The organism is Bradyrhizobium sp. DN3 (genome assembly GCF_041357655.1).
Taxonomy (GTDB): Bacteria; Pseudomonadota; Alphaproteobacteria; order Rhizobiales; family Xanthobacteraceae; genus Bradyrhizobium.
In genome coordinates this window covers 74,519-96,121 of the sequence record NZ_JAULLN010000029.1, presented here as the reverse complement: position 1 = coordinate 96,121, position 21,603 = coordinate 74,519, and the positions used below count along the sequence as shown (strand labels likewise).

The window sequence follows — 21,603 nt, the reverse complement described above, 5'->3', positions numbered from 1 at the left end:
CTTTCAGGATGACTCCGATGGCCCAGGATGACTTCCCCTCCTCGACCCATCGCAAACACTGTCTTTCCCGTTCCGACAGCACAACCTCTTGCATATCCGCCATGAATTTCTCCTGGACCCGAGAGGACTAGGAACGAGATCAGCAAATGCCATGCCAGTCAGTGGCACCCGCAAACTCTCGCGGCAGGACAAGTTCTTGGGAGATTGCCGGTCCCATTCTCGGGAGACTGCCATCCAACTGCAGCCCTATCGACGGGATTGCGACATATGTCGTAAATGCAACAGCAGCATTTACGACAATCGTAGCAGTCGATATTTGCGTCAACATCTGTGAGGTGGATATCACCTTTTGACGAGGCGCTTCTCCAGCCAGGGTGAATGCTCTGTGAAGGGCCGTAGCACCCGGCTCGCGAGCCGAGATCCTTCATTTGCACCAAAGCTTTCCTTTCCAGCGTGTCGGCTCGACGCCCCTCACCTTAACGAAAGCCTAGCGTTCGGTGCCAATCCTATGGCGATCATGCAAGCTTTTGCGTCCCAATAAACTACCAACGCTGGTCATTGATCGGCATCACGACAAAAAGATATGAACAGTGAAGTTTGCGCCAATCGAAGCTCGGCCTCCAGGATTTCTGTATGCAGTATCAACCACAATCCGTTCGGCCTAACGCAGGTCATCAATGCACTCGGCCTTCGTCTGTCGAAATGCTTCGTGCCCAGGTCTGCTCGAATGGCGAGCTCTCGTTTCTGATGGAGGCGCATGACGGCCTGTCCGCTACAATCGCCCAGCGCTCAGGATTCAAGGGGCTCTGGGCGTCTGGCTTGTCGATTGCTACCTCGCTCGGCTACCGCGATGCCAATGAAGCTTCATGGACCCAGCTCGTCGAGAGCGTCGAACGCATAGTGGACTCGACCGAGCTACCTGTGCTCGTTGACGGCGACGGGGGCTTCGGCAATTTCAACAATGCGCGCCTACTCGCACGCAAACTCCGTCAGGGTGGCGCGGCGGGCGTCTCGCTCGAGGACAGCTGCTTTCCGAAAATGAACTCGCTCATTGGTGAGCGGCATCCGCTCGCCGATATCGATGAATTCTCCGGTCGTCTGCGGGCCGTGAAGGATACGGTCGCTGAAAACCTTGTTCTCGTGGCCAGAATCGAAGCGCTGATCGCCGGCCATGGATTGAACGAAGCCATCTTGCGTGCTCATGCCTATGCCGACGCAGGAGCCGATGCAATCTTGATTCACTCGCGAAAGAGTACCGCGGACGAGATGCTTTCGTTTGTCAGCGAGTGGCGGAACCGACTACCTGTTGTGATTGTTCCGACGACATACTATCGAACGCCAGTCTCAGCCTATCGTGATGCGCGCATCTCGACGGTCATCTGGGCCAATCACTCTATGCGAGCTGCAGCAGCTGCAATGCGGCATGTCTGCGATAGTATTGCCGCTCAGGAGGGCGTTGCGAGCATTGAATCTCATATCGCCTCTGTCAGCGAGATCTTCGAGCTTCTGAGGTATGACGAACTCGCATCGGCCGAAAAGCGATATCTGCCGCCCCGCTAATCTATGGTGACAGGTTTTATCACCTAACGTTGTACTCTTGAAAAGCCCGCGCGATGCGAACACCCCTCGCCTCTCGTCAGTCCTGCTTCAGTGTCAACCAACACGCAGTCGACTTTGTAATCCTGATGACGCTTTGACACGGCGGAACAACTTTCCCCGGCCAGTTGGTAAGAAGCCCTACATAGCGGCTAATGCGCCGGTATCCCCGGATGATGATCATTCCGACGTCTTTCAATCTTAGGGCAATCTGACAGGTCTGCGGCGGCGCCCAAGACTGAACAGAGACGTTCAAAACGCTCACGGATTCACACACGGGATAAGAAAGCGAATGAAATGTCTGTGAATACTCCTAAAAATGCTGTCATTCTTGCCGCTGGAGTTGGCTCTCGTCTGCGGCCGCTAACGGATCTAGGCCCGAAACCCCTCGTCCAAGTTAAGGGCACTCCCATCCTACACAACGCACTACATAATCTCGGGCGTGTCGGCGTGGAACAGGTGACGATTGTTGTCGGGTATCGCAAAGACGCGATCCAAGATGCTTGCGGCAGCCGCTTTGACAGGGTCGCAGTCAAATACGTCGAATCCTCTGTTTACGACCGTACCGGCAGCGCCTATTCGCTGTGGCTGGCGCGTGACGCTCTCCTTTCCGGAGACTGCTTTCTTCTTGAGGGCGACGTCTTCTTCGAGGAAAATGTACTGCGGCACCTGATCGTCAGCGAAGCGTCGGACGCGGCTGCTGTCGCTCCCTTCCATGAGCTGATGCAGGGATCAGCGGTCGTGTTGTCCGATCTTGGCTTCATTTCAGAATTTCGCTTGAAGCAAACGGCGGAAAATCTCGTCGCGGATGGCCCGCCTCTTTACAAGACGATGAATCTACTACGACTGTCCGCGTCTACTCTGCGGAAGGCGGTCATTCCCGCCCTAGATGATATTATCAGGTCCGGAGCTACCCAGGTCTACACCGAGGAGCTTCTTGCCGATCTCGTTGAAACACGAGGCCTGCAGCTCGCTGCAGTGCGATGCGATGATCTCAGGTGGTACGAAATCGATGACGCGGAAGATCTGCGTATTGCCGAGCGCATATTCGCAAAAGCCGATACAACCGCCTAGGGGTGAGATTCACGACGGTCACGGAAGATTTGCCGTCGGGTCTTTTCAGGACATTCGCGGCTGCCTCTAACGTCGGCAGCCACAACAACACCTAAGGACCGCAAGCTTGACGGTAATGAGCCGCAACTAGCGCGGCGGCCCATTGACTCAGCTGAACGCGTGCGGTTCGTCCCGGCATGCATTGTGAAACTCCCTCCTTCAAGCGATGATGGTAGCGCACAGTTATTTGGCCGGCAGCCGCTTTGACTGCATGGATGGGACTATACCTAGACCTTAAAGGAGGCAGATCATTTCGATTTTGTCGTTTGCGCTTTTCCGGATCGAGGCTTTCCTGCACGCGACTGCTCTGCGGAACAAATCTCTCTGAAGTCGAATTTGAAGCTGATTCTTGGCGCGCACAGTACATTCTCGCCAAATTTGATCGGAATACGGCCGGAGCAGTCAAGGCTCTCTTTGACGAAGACGGGCGCCGAAGTGGACATTCCAAGGAGGCGGGCCTCCTGCGCGGAGGGCAGACGCGCGCTTATCGTCACCCATTGCTGCGAGTAGTCGTCAATTCCGATGCGCCTGAGAGCCGTCGAGATCGAGTTGGCGCCAGAAAATTTGTCCAGCAGGCCGGGGGTGCGTTTCGCCGGAAAGTAGCTATGCGCAATGACGATTGGGAGGTCGTCCTGGTAGCTCAGCGTGTCGATGCGCAGCACATCGTCACGAGCTTGCAAGTCGAGATAGCGGGCGAGCCGTTCGTCTGCCGGTATGGTTGCAGCAGACAGGATCTTACGACGTGCCAAGTGGCCTTGCGAAAGGAGGTTATCGGTCAGCCGGGTTTGAGAGGAAAGAAGATAGGGTGTGGGATGTTCGACAACGAAAGTGCCTCTCCCCTGCTCGACCCGGAGCAGTCCCTCCTGCTCAAGTGCGCGAATGGCGTATCTTACCGTGTGCCGGTTGACGCCATATTCGAGAGCAAGCTCCACGTCGTTCGGAAGTTTTTCACCTGGCCGAAATCGGCTCGACGCAATACCTTCTTCGATGTTCGATCGAACAAATTCCCAGCGCTTTCCTTGATACATAGGTCAAATGGTCCGTGGTTGAGGCTTCCGATTGCGCCAGGCTAGCATCCCGGTTTATCATCCTTCGGTTCTACCAGCCGGCTTACGGCCGCTCCCCTTAGATAAAGACGTTGTCGGTAAAGCTCCCGGAAGACAGTTGCCCGGCGCGCTGAATAGGCAATTGAGACGCTCGCATCTTCGACTTCATGCCGACCTGAGTCCTCGCGATCTCGCAAAGCTTCATCGATGACACGGCCGCAAACAGTCGACGGTAGCGGCAGTCCCAAGCTGGAAAGGATCGTCGGTACCAGATCAACGATGCTGGTTGGGGCAGCAACAACTCCGCTTCTAAAGGAATCGCCAGCAAGGATGCATAATGAAGACAGCTCGTGCGCCGAAAGCCCTCCGTGCATACCAACGCCGATCGGATAGGTCCCATCGTAGTACACGGCATCGGGCGAAGCGCTCCGATTAGCCGCGCTGCAATCGGCGAGAACAAACGACAAGTCCGCGCTTCGTTGGTGTTCGGCCATGACCGCGGAAAGCGGGAAAGTGTTGGCGATAAGTGGAGCGCCATCGGAGGCCTTACGTGAGAAAGCAACGCCAAACCATGGCTCCTCCGACAGGCTGTGATACAACTCTGTCAGGAGATGGCCCTCTCTGTCCCGGACCCAAATGTTTACAGTCCGTTGAGCGGTTATTGCGGCGTCTACGTCGGGCGTGAGTTCGTGTCCAACCTTGAATCCCGACCGCTGCAGGTGGTCCATTACGGAGACCTTTTCTCCAATGGTGGCGTGTCCGTGATCGGACGCAGCAATAAGCTGAACTCCTTCGTTCTTTCCTTTCTCAGTCCACCAAGCGAGAATACGCCCGAACTGCCGATCGACCTCGCGGAGTACCTCACGCGCCGTACGATGCTGAAGTCCGAACATGTGATATGTAATGTCCGGCTCCGATAGCCAAAGGAGGCTGACCTCCGGTAGAGCTTCTTCGTTAAGAAACGAGAAGAACAAATCGGTGACACGCTCGATGGTAGCGAGCGCCGGACGCTCGTCGCGAGGAAGCGTTGGAAAGCTCGATGCAATACGGCGAACCGCCGCGTTGTCACTAAACTCTGCTGGGGCATGAACCCAGAATGCCGGCGCGCCCAACTGCCAACTTCCCCAGCTCGAAAGTCCGAAAGAGCCCTGGGACTGAGATCCGATCGACAGCATCGCTCGGCCATGAGCCGCCAAGACTTCGCCGATCGTAGTGGCGGTGAGGACGCCATCGCATTGGCTGCCGAGCGTCAGGAGCGCCGAGAGCGAAGATCCGTCGATCGACCGACCGTTTGCCAAAAAACGGTTGCCGATGATTCCGTGGGCCGAGCAGTGGCCGCCCGTGGCCAGGGCGGCCGATGAAACGCGCGTCTCACTGGGAAAAGATGAGGTATGGCGGGCAAGTCGAAGGCCCATTTTGGACAGCTCGGCGAGATTGGGAGTGACAGCTTCGTCTAGCTGGTCAGGACGAAGGCCATCGAGCACAACAATTACAAATTTCATTCGGTCACCATTTTTCAGCTCCGACTCGCGAGCCTCAACGTACGAGGGTGCCAGCCTTCTTGTCCAGAGCGACCTAGGCACCTAGGCCTGTCATGATGGTGTCACATGGCGTGAATTATATCTCCGACACGCGAACCGCTTCTCGGAAAAACAATCATGCGGTCCGCCCCGCCCAAGCGTGAGCACTCGATGCTGCGTCGTCCACTAGGGGCGCCGCGATCGGTAGTGACGCAACTAAAGGCTGTGTGATGGATACCTGTACCCGACGCGAGGTTCTCAAACTAATCGGTGGGCTGAGCTTGCTCCCATCGACCTCTGTCCTTGCCCAAGACGCTGGCAGAGCGGAACTTCGGATCGCAATGCAGGATCTGCGCGTCGAGCTCGACCCGCTCCATCCCCGTGCCACGGCGCTCGTGAGCTTCCGGGTGCTCGAGAGTATTTACGACAAGCTCTTCGCAATTGATTATCAACGGGGCGGGCAGCTTCGGCCGATGTTGGCTGAAAGCATCGAGACTCTCGACAGCACTACCTATCGCGTGTCTCTCCGGAAAGAGGTTAGATTCCACGATGGTCAAGAGTTAACGGCAGAGGACGTCGTATTTACTTTCGGTCCGGAGCGTATGTTGGCAAAGGACAGTCCGGGTTATGGTGTTGGCCAGATCAGCTTTCCATCGATGAGCGCGGTGCGGGCGACTGGTCGACATACTGTCGAGTTCAGCACCAAGACGCCCGATCCTGTTTTTGCCAAACGCCTGACATCATATGGAGCCGGCATCGTCTCGGAGTCGGCCTATCTGAAGGCGGCGACATTCGACCGATGGGCCAGGGCTCCCATAGCGGCGGGTCCCTACAGAGTCGTTGAGGCCGTCGAAAATCGCTACATACGCCTCGAGGCGCACGACGGGTACTGGGGTGGAAGGCCGCCGCTGAAGACGATCGAGTTTCGGATGGTGCGGGAACCAGCGGCGCGTGCCGCAGGCCTTCGCGCTGGCGACTTCGATATCATCACAACCGTAGCGCCTGATCAGTTCGATATCCTGACCGCAGACAACCATTTGGACGTCGTTGGAGGCGACACGATGTCCTTCCGCACGCTGGTCTATGACTCGACGACCAACGAGGTGTTGCGGGATCCGCGCATAAGGCGCGCCATGAATCTGGCGATCGACAGGCAGGCCATTGTCAAAAGTATTTGGCGCAAGCGCATAAGTGTGCCGCCGTCCCATCAACACCCTGCTTACGGCGTTCTCTACAATCCTGACCGGCCAATCCCTCGGTACAATCCGGAACAGGCGAAGCGACTTCTTGCCGAAGCCGGATATAACGGGGCAGCAATTCCTTTCAAAACGGTCGGAAACTATTACACGGCTGAGCTTATCGAAACTCAAGCCATCGCAGCAATGTGGAAGGCGGTCGGCCTGAACGTCGATATTCAAATGAAAGAGAATTGGTCCCAAGTGGAAGATCGGTTAGGCCGCGGTGTCAACAACTCATCCGATGGGACATACTACCCCGACCCGACCGCATCGTTCGTCTCGCGCTGGGGGTCTCAGAGCACCTTTCAGAGGAGTGGATATTGGCGGAACGACAGATTCAATGTGCTGGAGACGGTCTTGCTGACGGCTCAGGACACGGTCGAAAGACGAGGCGCTTATCAAGAGATGCTCGACATATTCGACGAGATTGATCCACCAGGAACGGTGCTTCATTCACTTGGCGAGTTCTTCGGAAAGCGGGCCAACATCAAGTGGACACCGACGCCAACCGGTTTGATGGATTTTCGGCCGGGCGCAATCAACGCCTAGTCGTTTGCCGAGACAGCTTTGGGCCAGACGAAGAAGAAGCATTCGGAAGGTTGAATCATGGGCCAAACCAGTTCGCATGCTCTTGGAGCACTTCATGTCCAAACCATTGAGCACGGGCATGCCGGCCGCCCCGCCATCGCGGCTGGCAGCCCGCCGCTTCTCAGCATTACCGGATTGACCATTGTTCTTGCAGATCGGCCCGAGACTCGCCTCCTGGAGGCCATTCAGTTCGATTTGCGGAAAGGTGAGTTCTTCTCGCTTGTTGGCGAAAGTGGCAGCGGAAAGAGTGTCTTGTGTTCGACCATCATGGGATTAGCAAGTTCCGAGCTGAGATGTCTCGGGGATATTCACTTTGAAGGCAGGCCTCTTGCCGATGTCGATCGGCGCTTGCGTGCGATGATCTACCAACAGCCAAGTCTATACCTTAACCCGGTTCGGGCCATTGGATTCCAGCTTCGGGAGACTGTCCAGGTTGTCGGTGGCTTGAGCAAGCGAGAGGCCAGCGAAAAAGCTGCAGATCTACTCTGCGATGTGGGGATCGAAGATCCCAAAGAGACGATGAAAAAATATCCGCACGAGATGTCCGGCGGAATGAATCAGCGCGTCATGATTGCAATGGCGCTCGCGATGAAGCCGAAGCTTCTCATCGCAGATGAGCCGACCTCGGCTCTTGACGTAACCACGCAAAAGCAGATTCTCGACTTGCTCGAGCGGCTGCGCTCAGACATGACAATCCTTTTTGTGACCCATGATCTGGGAGTTGCCGTGCAGCGGTCGGATCGCATCGGCGTTCTCTACGCCGGGCAGTTGGTCGAAATCGGGCGCGCCGATCTCGTCGCTCGAACTCCCCTGCACCCCTATACACGCGCGCTGTTCTCCGCTGTCCCCCCACTTTCGGGGCATCCCCGCCGTCTGCACAGCTCTGCAGGTAGCCTCCCTGAACCTACTCAGCGCCAAGACGGCTGCCATTTCGCCTCTCGGTGCTCCGGAACGCTGGACCTGTGCCAACACATGAGGCCCGGGATGCAGGGCATTCCACAACAGCTGGTGGCATGCCACAACTTGGAGGCATGAAATGACCTCGCCAATCGGGCCGCCTCGACTTCGTACAGCGCGCGCGTCCTCGGAACCGATCCTCGAACTGCGCAATGTCGATTCTTGTTACCGGGCTCCTCGCCGCTCCGCTGCGGAGATCCTCGGCGGCTCGAGGCTGCGCAACATCAACATGAGCATCCGTCATGGGAAAGCCCATGGGCTGATCGGGGAGTCCGGCAGCGGCAAAAGCACCATCGCGAAGCTTCTGCTTGGGCTGACAGCGCCACAAGCGGGCCAGATCCTTTTTGACGGCGAGTTGCTGACGCCGAATCGATTGGCTGCATTCCGCCTGCGTGTCCAACCTGTCTTTCAGAACCCTCTCGACGCATTGAACCCAGCCACCCCGATCGGCAAACAAATCATCGCGCCTCTGCTTGTAAACTTCAAGATGAAGTCTTCCGATAGTCAGGCTCGGCTCGCTGCAGCAATTTCCGCCGTCGGCTTATCGGGCGAGATCCTTGGCAAGTTGCCGCATCAGATAAGCGGCGGACAGGCGCAGCGGGTCAATATAGCGCGAGCGCTTATTCTCGACCCCGAGGTTCTGATTTGTGACGAGCCCGTCTCTGCACTTGACATGACTGTTCAAGCCCAGATCCTGAACCTTCTGTCGGATCTGCGTGACAGCCGGGGCCTGTCCCTCTTATTCATCAGCCATGATATCAGATCCGTGGCCTACCTCTGCTCAGAAATTACCGTCCTGAAGCGCGGAAGCATCGTTGAGAGCGGTTCACGCGATGAGGTACTGCTCGAGCCAAAGACGGACTACATGAAGTCCCTGCTCAGGGCGGTGCCCAATTCTGAACTCGGGAGTGAGATGGCGTCACCCGCGCGTTGTTCGCAGCCCGGAGAGCGTCGGCACTTGTCGGCGGAGAGGTCATAACCGCATGAGGCGCAACGACCAGAAGGTATTTGCGAGCAAAATCGCCCGCGCATTGATCACGCTCGTTCTGATGGTGACAAGCGTATTCATTCTTATGCGCTGCGCGGGCGATCCGGTAACCGTCTTTCTTGGGCCGGACGCCACCCCGGACATGCGCGCCGCATACTCGGGCGAATTGGGGCTCGACCGCCCGATGCTGGCGCAATACCTGGCCTATCTCCGTAACGTTGCCCGAGGAAGCTTAGGCGTCTCTTACGTCTATCGACACGATGCCCTCGGTGTCGTCCTCAGCCACCTTCCGTTGACGCTGACACTCGCCTGCTCTGCTCTTGCTTTGGCAGCGTTAACGGGCATTGCGGGAGGAATAGCTGCCGCGGTGTTTCCGTCGAGGCTCATAGGCCGTGCGTGCGCTATCGCGAGCGTCGTGGGGCTATGCGTTCCCAGCTTCTTCCTGGCAATCGTCTTGATGCTCGTGTTCTCAATTCAGCTCAATTGGTTGCCGACCGGTGACGCCGAGAGCTGGCGCAGCTTGGTTTTGCCGGCAGTGACTATGGCGGCCGCAAGCTCCGCCGTGCTTGCCCGGTACACCCGCGTGGCCGTTCGCGAATCGTTGGATAGTCGCTATGTGTTGGCTGCGTTTGCGCGTGGCATTCCGTACCGGCGCATCTTGATCCATCACGTACTGCCCAATGCGGCGGCTCCGATCTTGACCATACTTGGCCTGCTCATCGGCGGAGCCGTAACTGGTTCGACAGTGGTCGAGACGGTCTTCTCATGGCCGGGTATCGGAAATCTCTTCGTCACATCCGTCGGGAACAGAGATGTTCCAGTCGTGCAGGCAGTTGTCCTGCTTGCTGGCACCGCGATGATCATGACCAACTTGGCCGTCGATCTCGGTTACACCTGGCTCGATCCGCGGTCGAAGTCCTCGGAGAAATAGATGAGTACCGCCTGGGCGCGTGAATGGACTTGGAACATCTTTCGATCTTCGAAAGGCCGATGCGGTGCGCGTAAGCCACCCAAGGTGGGACTCTATGTTGCCTCGATGTGGATTGTCGGATGTTTGTTGATTGCTGCACTGGCCCAGGTGATCTCCCCCTATCACCCAGCAGAGATCTCCTTGGATGCACGACTTTCGCCACCGCTATTCTTCGGCGGCACGCCGGAACATTTGTTGGGCACTGACGAGCTCGGGCGGGACGTACTGGCTCGCTTAATATATTCGATCCAGATCAGCATGCTCATTGCTGCGGGCGGGACCTTCATAAGTACCCTGCTGGGCGTTTCCTTGGGTTTCCTCGCTGCCGAGCTTGGGGGACTGATCGATGAGGGAGTCATGGCACTTGTCGACATGCAGGCTGCCGTCCCGTTCATGATGACCGCACTGCTTGTCATAACGATTTTTGGCAATTCGCTCGGACTCTTTGTGTGTCTTGTAGGCTTGCACGGTTGGGAGCGCCACGCCCGCATCGCGAGAGGGCTGGCTTTGACGGCCCGCAATCGGCTCCATGTAACGGCGGCGCGGACCTACAATGCTTCGCGGATCCATATCTACGCAAGGCATATTCTCCCAGCCTGTGCGCCTACCGTAGCGGTCGGCATGACCCTTGGGCTCACCGAGACGGTTCTATTGGAAAGCACCCTGAGCTTTCTGGGATTGGGGATTCAACCCCCAATGTCCAGCTTGGGGAATATGGTGGGGTTCGGCAGAGACTATTTGATGAGCGCATGGTGGATCGCCCTCGCGCCGGGACTCGTAATCGCAGCGACGGCAATCGCACTCATGACAATTAGCGAGTCTCTGCGCCAGACGGGACCTCGCCCAGCATCTTTCACGTCTATCTGAGGTGACGTCATGTCGCGTCCGGACCTCGAGAGCTCAAAGAATCAAATGGTCAGGAACGTCCCTCTGTATCGGCAAAAGAGGAAGTTCACCTGTGGACCATCTTCCCTGATGATGGTCATGTCCGCGCTGGACGAGCGATATCAGCCCAGTGAAAGAGCCGAGCTCGAGATCTGGCGAGAGGCAACGACCATTCACGGCGGCTGTGGACCGATTGGTCTGGCACTAGCCCTCAAACGCCGCGGCTTCGCCGCGCTTGTTGTCGTGAGCCACGATGGGCTTTTTCTTGAGTCTCGCGCTTCACAAGACGGCGAGATGGAGGTGATGCAGATTCTCCAGCAGCGAGATCTAGCCGAAGCATACCAGCGCGGCATCCCTGTCCATGTTGGCACTTACAGCCTCGACGACCTCTCGAAATGGATGGCAGTGGGGTGGTATCCTATCGTGATGGTCAGCATTGAGTTCGAAGCCAAAACGATCACTCATTGGGTGGTGGTGACCGGGGCCGACGTCGAATTCGTGTTCTTCAATGATCCTCTCAAAGATCCCGCCGAGGGAGATACTGCCACGGGCGTCGACCACGCGAGCTTTGCCAGCATGAGCGAGTTCGGCCCGAAACGGGAAAAAGCGGTCGTTCTTGCGGGCCTTCCCCAAATGACGAATCTTGAGATTTTCCTTCCGAAGTTCAATGCCTGCCGTGGTTCCCGTGAACGAGCTGAGCTCTAGACTAAGGTGCGCAACGTTGATGCGTTCACCGCCGCTGAAGGTACCACATAGCATGATCAGCATCACGGCCGCAGTGAATTTTGCAGGTCTATCAATGAGCCTGAGCGGTCCCGTCGTGCGGTCCTCGTCTGTTCATCCGCGCATGCGTAGAGGGGCGCGAGGTCATTAGGCCGGGACGGCCAGTTGGTCATTCAAGTGAAAAAGTCTGGTGAGCCTGACCGCGGATATCGCCGGAGACGACGGGGTGGGCACCTGAATGACCACTACGGCCAAGAAACTTTGGTGGCCTTCTGCAGAGCGTCGATCAAACGAGCATTCTCCGCGAGCGAGCGAACCGACAGGCGGATATAACGATCCGCGTCCCTCATGGTCTGGTAAGCGCATTCGCGTATAAGCACATTGTGGTAGATCACAAGCCAACGCTTCAATGCGCTTCCAGATGGCCACGACGCCGGCAACTTGCAGAATACAAAATTCGTGCTGGATGGCACGATCGCAAAGTCGCTCAGTTCCCTGAGCGATGCCTCGAGCTGCTCACGCGCCGCACGGATTAGTTCGAGGCTATCCTGCAAATCGGCGCGGAATTCAGGGATTATCCAAAGTGCGTATTCCGCAACACCGTCAACATTCCATAGGGGCAGCCGTTGGCGTACCCTTGATACTAATTCGGTATTGGCGCTCAACATATAACCCAATCGGATCCCGCCGAGCCCCCACACCTTTCCAAGACTCTTTAGAATGATGACGTTTGGGTGCTGGGCCACGTACGGTTCAAAGCTCTGTCGCAGCCCGTCGCGCGGAAAATCAATGAAAGACTCGTCGACAATAAGCCCGGAGTTCACCGACTCAAGCGTGCTCGCAAGTCGGCGAAGATCTCCGACTTTAGCCAGCCGACCCGATGGGTTGTTGGGATTCACGACAACCGCGGCGGTTGCCTGTCGCTCAAGCGAAAATGCGCCAAACTTATCGACATCGAGATCAAAGAAGGGCTCAGGAAGCTCGAAACAGGACACGCGTTCCGGCGGGAGGGCTATCTGTAACATATCGAAGGTGGGTGTTGGAATAGAAATTCTCGGCTCGATCACAGCATATAAGGCTTGAATAATGTCGGTGACGCCACTACCCACCACAATGTGCTCGGCCGCTTGCCCAGTCATGAGCGCGACGAGCCTTGCCAGATGCTCTTGGCCCGAAGGATAGAAGGTCAAGACATCCCGCAATCGATCGGCGAGTCGGTCAAAGAAACGGGCCGGCGGAAAGAAAGAATTGCACAATAACAAGTGTTCCGCGATCGGACGGCTCCAGTACCCTCCTGATCCTTTGCTAACTCGATGGTATCGCGCCTCCGCTGGAGAAAACAGAAAATTCGCGATCTCCAGATCCAGAGCGTCACGAATTACCTTTACCGTCCCTCCTGGCGCGATCGCAGTCTCGTCGGCACTTGCGTCATGCCGGTCGAGTAGTTCGCCGCGTTCCATCAACGAGCCTGCGGTTGCGCGGACGCAGCCCACGAGACTCGGACTCATAGCCTCGCCCACGTAGCTCAACGTCGGCTGGCTTGTGGGCAAAGCGGCCTTCTTTCCCCCGTGTGAGGGCGCCTCAATGAGAACGCGCCGTCTCCTGCAAGGGTGGGAGGTCTGCGCTGAGATAAAATCTTTTATTACACCATCCGCGAACGCCACGTTCGCGGCGACGATGAAGACTGCAACTCTCGAATGAGGCTCAGAGGATGCGAGTACTGCCTTCAGGTGATCAGCCGAATCCAGGTCGTCGACGACGAAGATTTCAGCGGCGCCCATGTGCGAACCTTCGGCGACCTTTCGCACCTCGTCAGAGGCGTGGACCACGATAATCCTTGCGACACGAGCGTCTTCGAGTTGCCGCAATGTTCTTTGGACCAATGGTTCCCCCTCGATAAGCGCCAAGGGTACTATGGTCTGTCCTTTCCATGTGAACACTGTACGTTCTGCCGCGAAATCGAGTATTACAGCGGTGACAGCCAACTTCTCGTCCATTGCATCAACTCCGCCGTTTCTCACGCAGTCACCGACGGACTTATCGATGACCTCGGTTTGTGCTGCAACACTCGTGCTCTGATCCATGCTGCAAAAACAATGAGTCGCGACCCATCTCGCAGCTCGCTGTCTCACGAAAAACGGATCCGGATACGATCTTCTCTTCGAGAGATGAGGTTGTCGCGGCAACAAGCGCGTCTGCGTCTAACAGATCAGTACGTTCCGCCTAAGAGCCATCATAACCATCCTACCAACATCTATGAAGATGTTGACGAAGGAACACTTCTAGATTGCAGATCAACCACAGTTGTTTTCCGAATGTATCGTTCGCCGCTTGAGAGCGGCGTGCATACCATCGCCGGAGAGCGCCAACATCGAGATAATCAGCGATCGCGGCAGATCCTCCGAAGAGCAGATCACGAAAGGGTGCCGAGCTTTGGTCTATCGCCCACTTACCCAAGGGCAATGGAAACCCGCGCTTCTTTCTCGTGATGATACTTGCGGGTAGACGATCACTGTAAAGAGTGCGCAATGCAGCCTTGGAGACGTCGAGCGTTTCGCTAAATTTCTCAATCGGAGCGAAGGCCGCCCGAACCGGTGCGAAGGGATCCTTCCAACGCAAATGTTCTGAGAACGACATGCGCAGAGCCAACGCAACGATTCGATGGTCTGTGAAGGGAACTCGAGACTCGACCCCGGCCGCCATCGTGGTGTTGTCGACCATTTCGAGCAGCGCCGGTAGATGATGCCGTACAAAGAAATGCCTTATGCGTTCGTCCGGAGTCGCGCCGCCAGAATTGTAGGCATTGTTCATCCAATCGATCAGCTCCGCATCGAAAACGATGTCCTTTCTCCATGCCGATGTTGCCAGTTCCATCTTCTCGGATTGGGGGAAGTAGGTATAGCGCGCGAGAAAGAACTCGAACTCCCTCGCTTCGAACTTTGGAAGACCGAGATGACGTCGCGCCGGGCGGCCAATGACGTCCGGCAAAGCGGATAGGAACGCCTGTCGACGAAGGTCAAAGGGTAATCTGAAGATTCGGCTATATCCAAGGAATATCTCGTCGGCACCTTCGCCGGTAAGGAGAATCTTATGCGAGTGGGAGACCGCCTGCGCAAGCAAATACATCGCCGCTTCGTTGTGCATGCCGATTGGATGACCACGTAATGCGGTGAGGCGTTTGACGACATCTAGACGCGTTGCCGCAGGCAGCCGAACCAAGACGTGGGGGAGCTTAAGGGATTTCGCTACCTCGACAGCATAAGGGCTTTCATCGTACGCGTCGCCGCATACGATTCCAGTGAAGCATGTCGATTTTTGCGCAGACTGCCTTGAGAGCTCGAAAGCCAAGATACTGGAGTCCAGCCCTCCGGAAAGCAGCGCTGCGACGCGAGTGTCGGCCACCAAATGTTCCTCCACGGCGCTGCCGATCAACGCGTCGAGAGAACTGCAATCAACGCTATCATCGAGGCGAGCTGGATCCCACCAACGCGCATGCTCGTGCGATTGAGCAGTTATCTTCAACCAGGTGCCGGGTTGCAGCTTTCGAACGTCTGCAAATAGAGTCCTCTCGCCGAAGATGGCCCGGTAGGAGAGGAAGCTTGAAAGGCCAACCGGATCGAGCTTTGAGCGGACCCTTGGCCAATGCAGGATGGCTGACGGCTGTGAGGCAAAGACAAAGCCATTATCTACGCGAGCGTAGTATAACGGCTTAATTCCGAGCCGATCTCTGACGAGGAACGCTGTCCCGGTCTTTTGATCGTGGATTGCGAAAGCAAACATTCCCCGCAGACGTTTGAGGCTATCAATTCCCCAACAAGCAAATGCCTTGCAAAGTACCTCCGTATCCGACTCAGTGCGAAAGCGGTATCCGCGCCGGAGCAAGTCCCGCCTTAAGTCACGGTAGTTGTAGATCTCCCCGTTGTACGTGACTGCTAGGCCGAGCTCCTCATCGAGGAACGGTTGATTCGACCGAGGATCCAGATCGATGATAGCGAGCCTTCGATGCGCAAACGCAAAGGAGGACGTCACGCAACTGCCATTCGCGTCGGGCCCGCGATGGGCGAGCGTCTGAACGCAACGCGCGAGGTTCCGCTCGGTCACCGACTTATCAGTGATCCGTCCGATGAATCCGCAAATCCCACACACAGCTTGCCCTCCTCTTTCGCGCTAAGCCGGCTCCCAAGCGGTAGGGTTGCGGGCTCGCTCGCACCTCTCGATAGCTTGGGTGCGACAAAAAGACCGTCCAGAGCTAAGATCACCTTCAGTCGCTGAGCGGCAATTCGCCGGCAACACTTTCGCCTTCGCCAAGGTCCTCCGAAGCGAGGTCTTAAGTATTCCGGATCGCTTGCCGAGCCGCGCGCCAAGTCAAACCTTGGCCCCAGAGGTTAAACACCCCGAACGAGCGTGCGAACCTCGTTTGTCAGGACTCGTTCGACCAGCCACTTCGGAGGCTCAATGCGTGGTGGAAGATATAAGGCGCGATAGAGCTGCTCGAGTTGTTCGGCGCTGCGCGGAATGTCCGCCGATTCCAAGAGTTCGGTCATCATGCGCATGGGATAGAAGCGAGGCTTGCGCTTATCTTCAGCGATCACGGCGTCTTGGGAGCGCCGGGTGAAAGATCCGTCCAACAAACGCAGCCATACCTCGCAGAAGAGCGCGTAGCCATAAAGTTGCGCTCTGGTCTCTAAAGAGAGCGCTGTCTCTGAAGGCAGCACGGGGAATTGCAACTCGCCGATAATATCGCCCCTGTCCGCTCGCTCGGAGAGATAGTGGACGGTCACCCCGAAGCTCTTGTCGCCATTAAGTATGGCATGCGTCCGCGCAAAACTGCCGCGATATTCAGGTAGCGGGGCCGGATGGAGATTGATGCCTCCTCCATCAAAGCGCGCGAGGATATGCGCGGGAAAAATCTTGTTCCACATTACACTTACGAGAAACTTTCCGAGAGGAACGTCGTCCATCGACTCGAAAAAGGGTATTCCGAAGCGATCTGCGACTTCCCAAAGCTCCTCACCGGTTTCATGCCGCCACCACGTTTTCTCGTATCGGGAAGCGCCGAGAATCCCCGAGATGTGGTCTTTGCCGCAGGTCTCGATGACAAACAGAACGCAGCGGGTCGCGAGTCCCCGGGTGCCGGCAAATACCAGGCCGTTCGTTAAGCTCGCCATTTGTCGTCCTTATGACGTTCTAAGCCCGATTATGGGCCCGCTATACTCGTAATAAGCAGCCCGGCGGACGCAATGATCGCAACGCCAATTGTGACCGCATGGACGAGAGTACCTGAGGCTTTGATTTTGAACGGGGCGATGTGGAGCAACGATACCGGTACAAAGACGGCAGGAAGAACGACACCTAACTCAAGCGGCGCAATAGTGTGGTCAACTAGCAAGATCGCCGCGAGCACTGGCAGACCGTAAGAGAGAGGTAGACCGGTCGAATAACCGCGATCGTCCAGCCCGAAATAGTCAAAATATGCCAGGCGAAGCGCTCCGATCAATAACAGGAACGCTGTGAACACTGGAGATGCTGGAGACTCGATTAAAGATGCGATGGCAATTGCCGGGATGACTGATCCAAAAATGAGGTCCGAGAACGCATCGAGAGCTTTACCAATGGCTTTGGTGGCCCTCGTTCGATTCTCGGTGCGCCGAGCAATTTCGCCATCCACGTCATCAGCGATGATCGCCCAGAGTCCGAGCGCTATTCCCGCCTCGTGATGTCCTCTCGCGACGAGCCCCATCGCTGCACCAGAACAGAGGATCCCCAGGGCAGTAACGGCATTTGCGCGGTCAGATAGATATGCGATCATCGAGCCTCGATGTTATTGTTCTGCCGAGGGCGATCGAAATCACCGCCCTTGCGCGCGCTTGCCAACCGCAACGACAGCTAAAATTGGGCGAGGTCCGACATGTCCGCAAACTACCAATTCTAGTAGGCCCGCTTAGTGGTTCGGCAAGCTAAGGCGGCTGCTCTTCCTTCATGCGAAGTTAAGATGAGATGGATTTCGAGCTTGTGATCGGCTGACTCGTAAGGCCTTCTCCTATAGACGCTGCTATCGAACCGCCCCAAAGCACCGCCACCGTGAAGGGGCGCTTGCTGACGCGCCCCAGGCAAAGAAGCGAAATGCTGCGGAACTCCCCGGCGAATGGCGGTATCGGTCGCGATGGCCAAGTCGAACGTACGGGCAAAATCCCGACATACCGCTCTTCAGCCGGCGGTCCGATCATTAGAGTTCGGCTCGGCGACGCCGAGCTACTCCCCCGTTCGGCGCTCCAGTTGGCCCGCCCAGTTGATTGCGAACCCGCATCTTGCAGACCACAGCTCTGCCAGAATACGGACTAACCTCGATTTCGGCGTGATGACCTAAACTGTCAGGAACTCGCGATTCTCCATCGAAGATGACACGCCGCGCGAGATTAATTCGACACTTGTTGACCATCCGGTCACGTCGGGTTAGCCCTCAAAGCTGATGCGGATACTCACTTCTTCAACGGCCTCGCTCCCGTTTTGATCGGACGCTCACGAGTGCGAATGAAAACGTGCTTCCTATTGCGCAGACCGCTAGAGATGCCAACGCAAGCACGATGCCATAGTTGTTTTGGATGAAACTGAAGAAGAAGGGCGCAAAAGACGCCGTCGACAATCGAAAACCCGTGATCAACCCGACCCGTCCTCCATACCCGTCCTGCCCGAACGCTGGGAGCGGCAAGCTTCCACGACAGATGCTGTTTAGACCAGAGCTAAACCCAAGCAAAGCAATGAAGATTGCGATTCCGAGGAGAGAGTGAGACGTCAATATAATAATGAATATAGCCGACGTGAGAGAATGGTGAGTTGAATTGGAGATATTCTCTCGGGAAGCGAACCTGAAAATAGCAGTACTGCGACCTGTGACGGTCCGAAGAGCGCTGAAACCCACGCTCCCTGCATGTCTAAACCGATCGACGAAAGGATCGGGATCATCCGGCCGAGAAACGCTGACAAAACAAATGTCGCTAGCGAAAAACCGACCGTTATCAAGACAAAATCAATCAGCTTGGAAGGGGACTGGGCTTGCGGGCCACGGACCTTGTTCTGATCTCGACGTTTCACGGAGGACCTGCCAAGAGCCAATTGGATTAACGGGAGGGCGAGGAGAACATTGCAGCCTCCATAGATCCAACAGACTTGTCTCCAGGATATCAAAGTGAGCGACAACGAGGTCAGCGGCCAGAACAACGTTGATGAGAACCCGACGATCAATGTTAATAGAGCAATTTGCCGTTTTGCATGAACCGCATCTCGCTGTACCAAGAACACGAATGCAGCCTCATAAAGGAGAAAGGCCGACGCAAGTTGCATACAGAATAGCGCGATTGCGAAAACGATCACATTCCAAGAAATTGCTGCTATTCCCAGGCTAGCACCACGCGCGAGTGAGGCGGCTCTCATACTTTCGCCTGCGCCGTATCGATCCATGAGGCGACCGGCAACCAGGGACATCAGCGCACTGGCAAACAATGCCAAAGGAGAAACAAGCGAATATCCACTCCTCTGTGACTGCGAGGTCACGGGAAGCCTCTTTTGCCAACGACAGCCACGCAATAATAAAGTGTGCGTAGCTGATGATTTCTGCACCGCCCAGTGCCACAACAACGACTCTATCATCCTTCCGGATGGGTAGTGATCTTCTCGGTTCGGTTCTCGTGCCTGGAGGTCGCATATCGCCTAATGCCTCACCTGCTACGGATCACCTGCGAAAGATAGGATCCGCTCGTCACCGATTTCGTCCGATCATTTTTATTCCAGACATGGTGTTGATACGAACTACGTGGCAGGCCGACTTTCGACCACCGTTTTAAAGAGGTCGGGTTAATTCTGACGCCTCGGCGACGCACCTCCCTGGTAGACCTCGATCCAACCGTGGTCTGCACCAACACAACCTATCAAACGGTCGGGGCGCATTAGTCAAAGTGGCACCAATCAGCTTGGCTACGGCTATTGAAAGTATGCGAGCATGGTTTGATTGGCTTGCTTTTAAAAGACCGCTTCCTAGCGACTTGCACTTTTTCTCCATCGGCGTGATTTGTTCAAGTACGCTTAGCGCGCCAACTCGCTTGTCCGAATTGCCGCTTAAAGGTCATGCCGCTACCTACTTGGCTGCGGACGCGCCCAAGTGAACGACCCCTGTCAGGCCGCCGTCGCAAAGAGTCCCCTCGAACTCGTAGTCCAAGCCCAAGGGATCGCCCGGCAATTGTGAAAACAGCTTCAATTTTGGTCCAACTATCTCGCCTCGGCAGTTACTCGAGACCTCGGCGCCGATGTGGGTGCCCGTAATATTTTGACCATCCTGTAGCAGGACCAACTCATGTACAGCGCTGCCGTGAAGAAAATCGATAAAGACCTTCCATGCTCCTGCTAGCTCCTCAAAGTCCTCCTGTGGTGGCGCGGCTGGCGCTAAAGGAGGTTCTCCAATAGCATGAATGATTGAACGGCCGACGATCTCGGCTTCGACTTTGGTCGGATTGGTCGGATCGACTACGATCCGTTGTGGGCGCTGCCAACAGTCGTGCAACACAATGCTTGGGCGTGCGCTGGCCAGCTTTTTGACGATCACGTCGGCGTTTACTGGGATTGTTTTAACCTGCCAAGAAACCGCTATTCGCGGATTGCAGAATGCAAAATCTGGTTCTATCTCTTCGACAGAGAGGCCAGGCACGCTCAAAAATTCGCGCTTCTCACTCGCGCCATCTTTCCATCGCACGAGCGGCCTCTCCCATAACCCATTGCTCCAACGCGACGTAAGCGCCAATGATCTCGTCTTTACCGACCTTCATTGACCTACCAAACGATTGGCCAGGAGGTCCGTTCAGGTACGCCGCTCTGCATAATCTTTCCGAGCCAAGTAAGAAGCCGGTAGATTGCGGTCCGCTGATATACTTCCCGCCTGAATGAATCAGCAGATCGGCCCCGTTTTGAAGCCAAACGTTGGGAACTTTTGGGGCTTCTCCGGCCCCGTCCACAATCAGCGGAATTCCCAGTTGCTTGGTGCGCAGGGCGATTTCTTCGAAGGGCAAGACCGACTTTGGAATATCTGAGGCAACAACGCATATTGCTGCGATGTTCTCAATTGGAAGCTGGTCCAAGTCTGAGACATGGCCGATAGGAAGCACCATACAACCGACTGCTCGAATTGCATGCTCGTAAGCCATCCGTTGATCAGCAGCGACAACCACCACCTTCTCGCCTCGTAACGGGAGCTTCAGCATCTTTTCTGGATCGTTACTCGCTACGCAAGCAGCAACAGCCTGGCTTATTGCTGCTGCACTTCCAGCGGTCACGAGCCCCCATTCGGCACCGGTGAGCGCAGCCAATTTCCGTCCAATCGCTTCCGCCAATTCATTCAGAACGACAAAGCCTCGACCCGAGGCTTCCATCGCGGCGATCACAGATTGCGTTGGATTGCATCCGCCGTAGGAGGTACGCACGCCGGTGCAATTAATGATCGGTTCAAGGCCAAGATCGCGGAAAACTTGACCTGCGGCGGGGCTATCATGTGGCGCGCCATCGCAATCAATATCCAAGCTCATGCAAGCACCTCCTATAACGCTTTAGCGAAGAGCCGAAGCGGATCGCATTGCTGACGTCTAGGAAGGAACCAAGAGAAACCCCGACCGCACAAACTCTTGAACCCTGCTAGGCCAGCACTCGACGTGCAAAGAGAGCGGCTGGAGACAATCTTCAAAATCTTCTTCCCGAGATCGACAAGGACCCCACGCATACCGTCGGAGGTCATGAACTCGGCCATGCCCATCATCCGATAGCATGCGACATGCCGCTCTCCTCCTCCGTGCCTCCCATGACGGTAATCCCGGACATGATGCCAGCCGGCAGCTCCTGCCGCGCCGCAAGGAAGAGCTTCAAGACTCGTGCCACTTAGCTGATTGCGCCGAACAACCCTTTTTTGATTGCTTCTCAGTCGGTTCGACTCTGAGGCGAA

The 21,603-nt window shown here is 56.2% G+C and carries 18 protein-coding genes; 8 read left to right on the top strand and 10 right to left on the bottom strand.

The window, feature by feature from the left end; genetic code table 11:
• Window positions 1-94, bottom strand: a 94-nt coding sequence (locus AAE027_RS32625; RefSeq protein WP_479714258.1) for a LuxR C-terminal-related transcriptional regulator, incomplete at its 3' end; no start/stop codon positions are given.
• 608 nt (window positions 95-702) lie between these two features.
• On the opposite strand from AAE027_RS32625, the gene aepX reads away from it, so the two are divergent.
• Entirely contained in the window at window positions 703-1,560 is an 858-nt protein-coding gene (aepX, locus tag AAE027_RS32620; protein WP_370989929.1) for a phosphoenolpyruvate mutase, read from the top strand.
• Window positions 1,561-1,893: 333 nt separating this feature from the next.
• Complete coding sequence (locus AAE027_RS32615) at window positions 1,894-2,670, top strand: phosphocholine cytidylyltransferase family protein (protein ID WP_370989930.1); 777 nt, start codon at window positions 1,894-1,896, stop codon at window positions 2,668-2,670.
• A gap of 287 nt (window positions 2,671-2,957) precedes the next feature.
• Here the strand turns inward: AAE027_RS32615 and phnF are convergent, their stop codons facing one another.
• Window positions 2,958-3,737: a phosphonate metabolism transcriptional regulator PhnF gene (gene phnF, locus AAE027_RS32610; protein ID WP_370989931.1), complete on the bottom strand. Its 780-nt coding sequence runs from the start codon at window positions 3,735-3,737 to the stop codon at window positions 2,958-2,960.
• A gap of 41 nt (window positions 3,738-3,778) precedes the next feature.
• A complete protein-coding gene (locus AAE027_RS32605; RefSeq protein WP_370989932.1) occupies window positions 3,779-5,257 on the bottom strand; it encodes an alkaline phosphatase family protein in 1,479 nt (492 codons plus the stop codon).
• Window positions 5,258-5,616: 359 nt separating this feature from the next.
• Here AAE027_RS32605 and AAE027_RS32600 point away from each other — a divergent pair, with 359 nt between their 5' ends.
• The 6 genes from AAE027_RS32600 to AAE027_RS32575 are packed head-to-tail and all read left to right on the top strand — an operon-like array spanning window position 5,617 to window position 11,606.
• Window positions 5,617-7,062 (top strand): ABC transporter substrate-binding protein, encoded by a 1,446-nt coding sequence (locus AAE027_RS32600; protein WP_370989933.1) that lies wholly within the window; start codon window positions 5,617-5,619, stop codon window positions 7,060-7,062.
• Window positions 7,063-7,119: 57 nt separating this feature from the next.
• The gene (locus AAE027_RS32595; RefSeq protein ID WP_370989934.1) at window positions 7,120-8,136 is read left to right on the top strand and encodes an ABC transporter ATP-binding protein; all 1,017 of its coding nucleotides are present in this window, start codon (window positions 7,120-7,122) and stop codon (window positions 8,134-8,136) included.
• A gap of 1 nt (window position 8,137) precedes the next feature.
• Window positions 8,138-9,037, top strand: coding sequence for an ABC transporter ATP-binding protein (locus tag AAE027_RS32590; RefSeq protein ID WP_370989935.1), 900 nt, complete (start codon window positions 8,138-8,140; stop codon window positions 9,035-9,037).
• Window positions 9,038-9,041: 4 nt separating this feature from the next.
• Window positions 9,042-9,977, top strand: a complete 936-nt coding sequence (locus AAE027_RS32585; protein WP_370989936.1) for an ABC transporter permease — start codon at window positions 9,042-9,044, stop codon at window positions 9,975-9,977.
• Window positions 9,978-10,883 carry an ABC transporter permease gene (locus tag AAE027_RS32580; protein WP_370989937.1) on the top strand — a complete coding sequence of 302 codons (906 nt, stop codon included), beginning with the start codon at window positions 9,978-9,980 and terminating at the stop codon, window positions 10,881-10,883.
• Between the two features lie 9 nt (window positions 10,884-10,892).
• Window positions 10,893-11,606, top strand: a complete 714-nt coding sequence (locus tag AAE027_RS32575; RefSeq protein WP_479714257.1) for a peptidase C39 family protein — start codon at window positions 10,893-10,895, stop codon at window positions 11,604-11,606.
• Between the two features lie 263 nt (window positions 11,607-11,869).
• Here AAE027_RS32575 and AAE027_RS32570 read toward each other — a convergent pair whose 3' ends face one another.
• The 7 genes from AAE027_RS32570 to AAE027_RS32540 all read right to left on the bottom strand — a co-directional run bounded on the left by AAE027_RS32570 (window position 11,870) and on the right by AAE027_RS32540 (window position 21,193).
• Window positions 11,870-13,621 (bottom strand): aminotransferase class I/II-fold pyridoxal phosphate-dependent enzyme, encoded by a 1,752-nt coding sequence (locus AAE027_RS32570; protein WP_370989938.1) that lies wholly within the window; start codon window positions 13,619-13,621, stop codon window positions 11,870-11,872.
• A gap of 247 nt (window positions 13,622-13,868) precedes the next feature.
• Window positions 13,869-15,770 carry an asparagine synthase (glutamine-hydrolyzing) gene (asnB, locus tag AAE027_RS32565; RefSeq protein WP_370989939.1) on the bottom strand — a complete coding sequence of 634 codons (1,902 nt, stop codon included), beginning with the start codon at window positions 15,768-15,770 and terminating at the stop codon, window positions 13,869-13,871.
• A gap of 239 nt (window positions 15,771-16,009) precedes the next feature.
• Entirely contained in the window at window positions 16,010-16,792 is a 783-nt protein-coding gene (locus AAE027_RS32560) for a formyl transferase (protein WP_370989940.1), read from the bottom strand.
• Window positions 16,793-16,821: 29 nt separating this feature from the next.
• Window positions 16,822-17,433, bottom strand: a complete 612-nt coding sequence (locus tag AAE027_RS32555) for a CDP-alcohol phosphatidyltransferase family protein (protein ID WP_370989941.1) — start codon at window positions 17,431-17,433, stop codon at window positions 16,822-16,824.
• A 983-nt stretch (window positions 17,434-18,416) separates the two neighbouring features.
• Complete coding sequence (locus AAE027_RS32550) at window positions 18,417-19,175, bottom strand: MFS transporter (protein WP_370989942.1); 759 nt, start codon at window positions 19,173-19,175, stop codon at window positions 18,417-18,419.
• Between the two features lie 580 nt (window positions 19,176-19,755).
• Window positions 19,756-20,367 (bottom strand): hypothetical protein, encoded by a 612-nt coding sequence (locus AAE027_RS32545; RefSeq protein ID WP_370989943.1) that lies wholly within the window; start codon window positions 20,365-20,367, stop codon window positions 19,756-19,758.
• The gene (locus tag AAE027_RS32540) at window positions 20,342-21,193 is read right to left on the bottom strand and encodes a hypothetical protein (protein WP_370989945.1); all 852 of its coding nucleotides are present in this window, start codon (window positions 21,191-21,193) and stop codon (window positions 20,342-20,344) included. The genes AAE027_RS32545 and AAE027_RS32540 overlap by 26 nt, the downstream gene beginning before the upstream one ends.
• Between the last annotated feature and the right edge of the window lie 410 nt (window positions 21,194-21,603).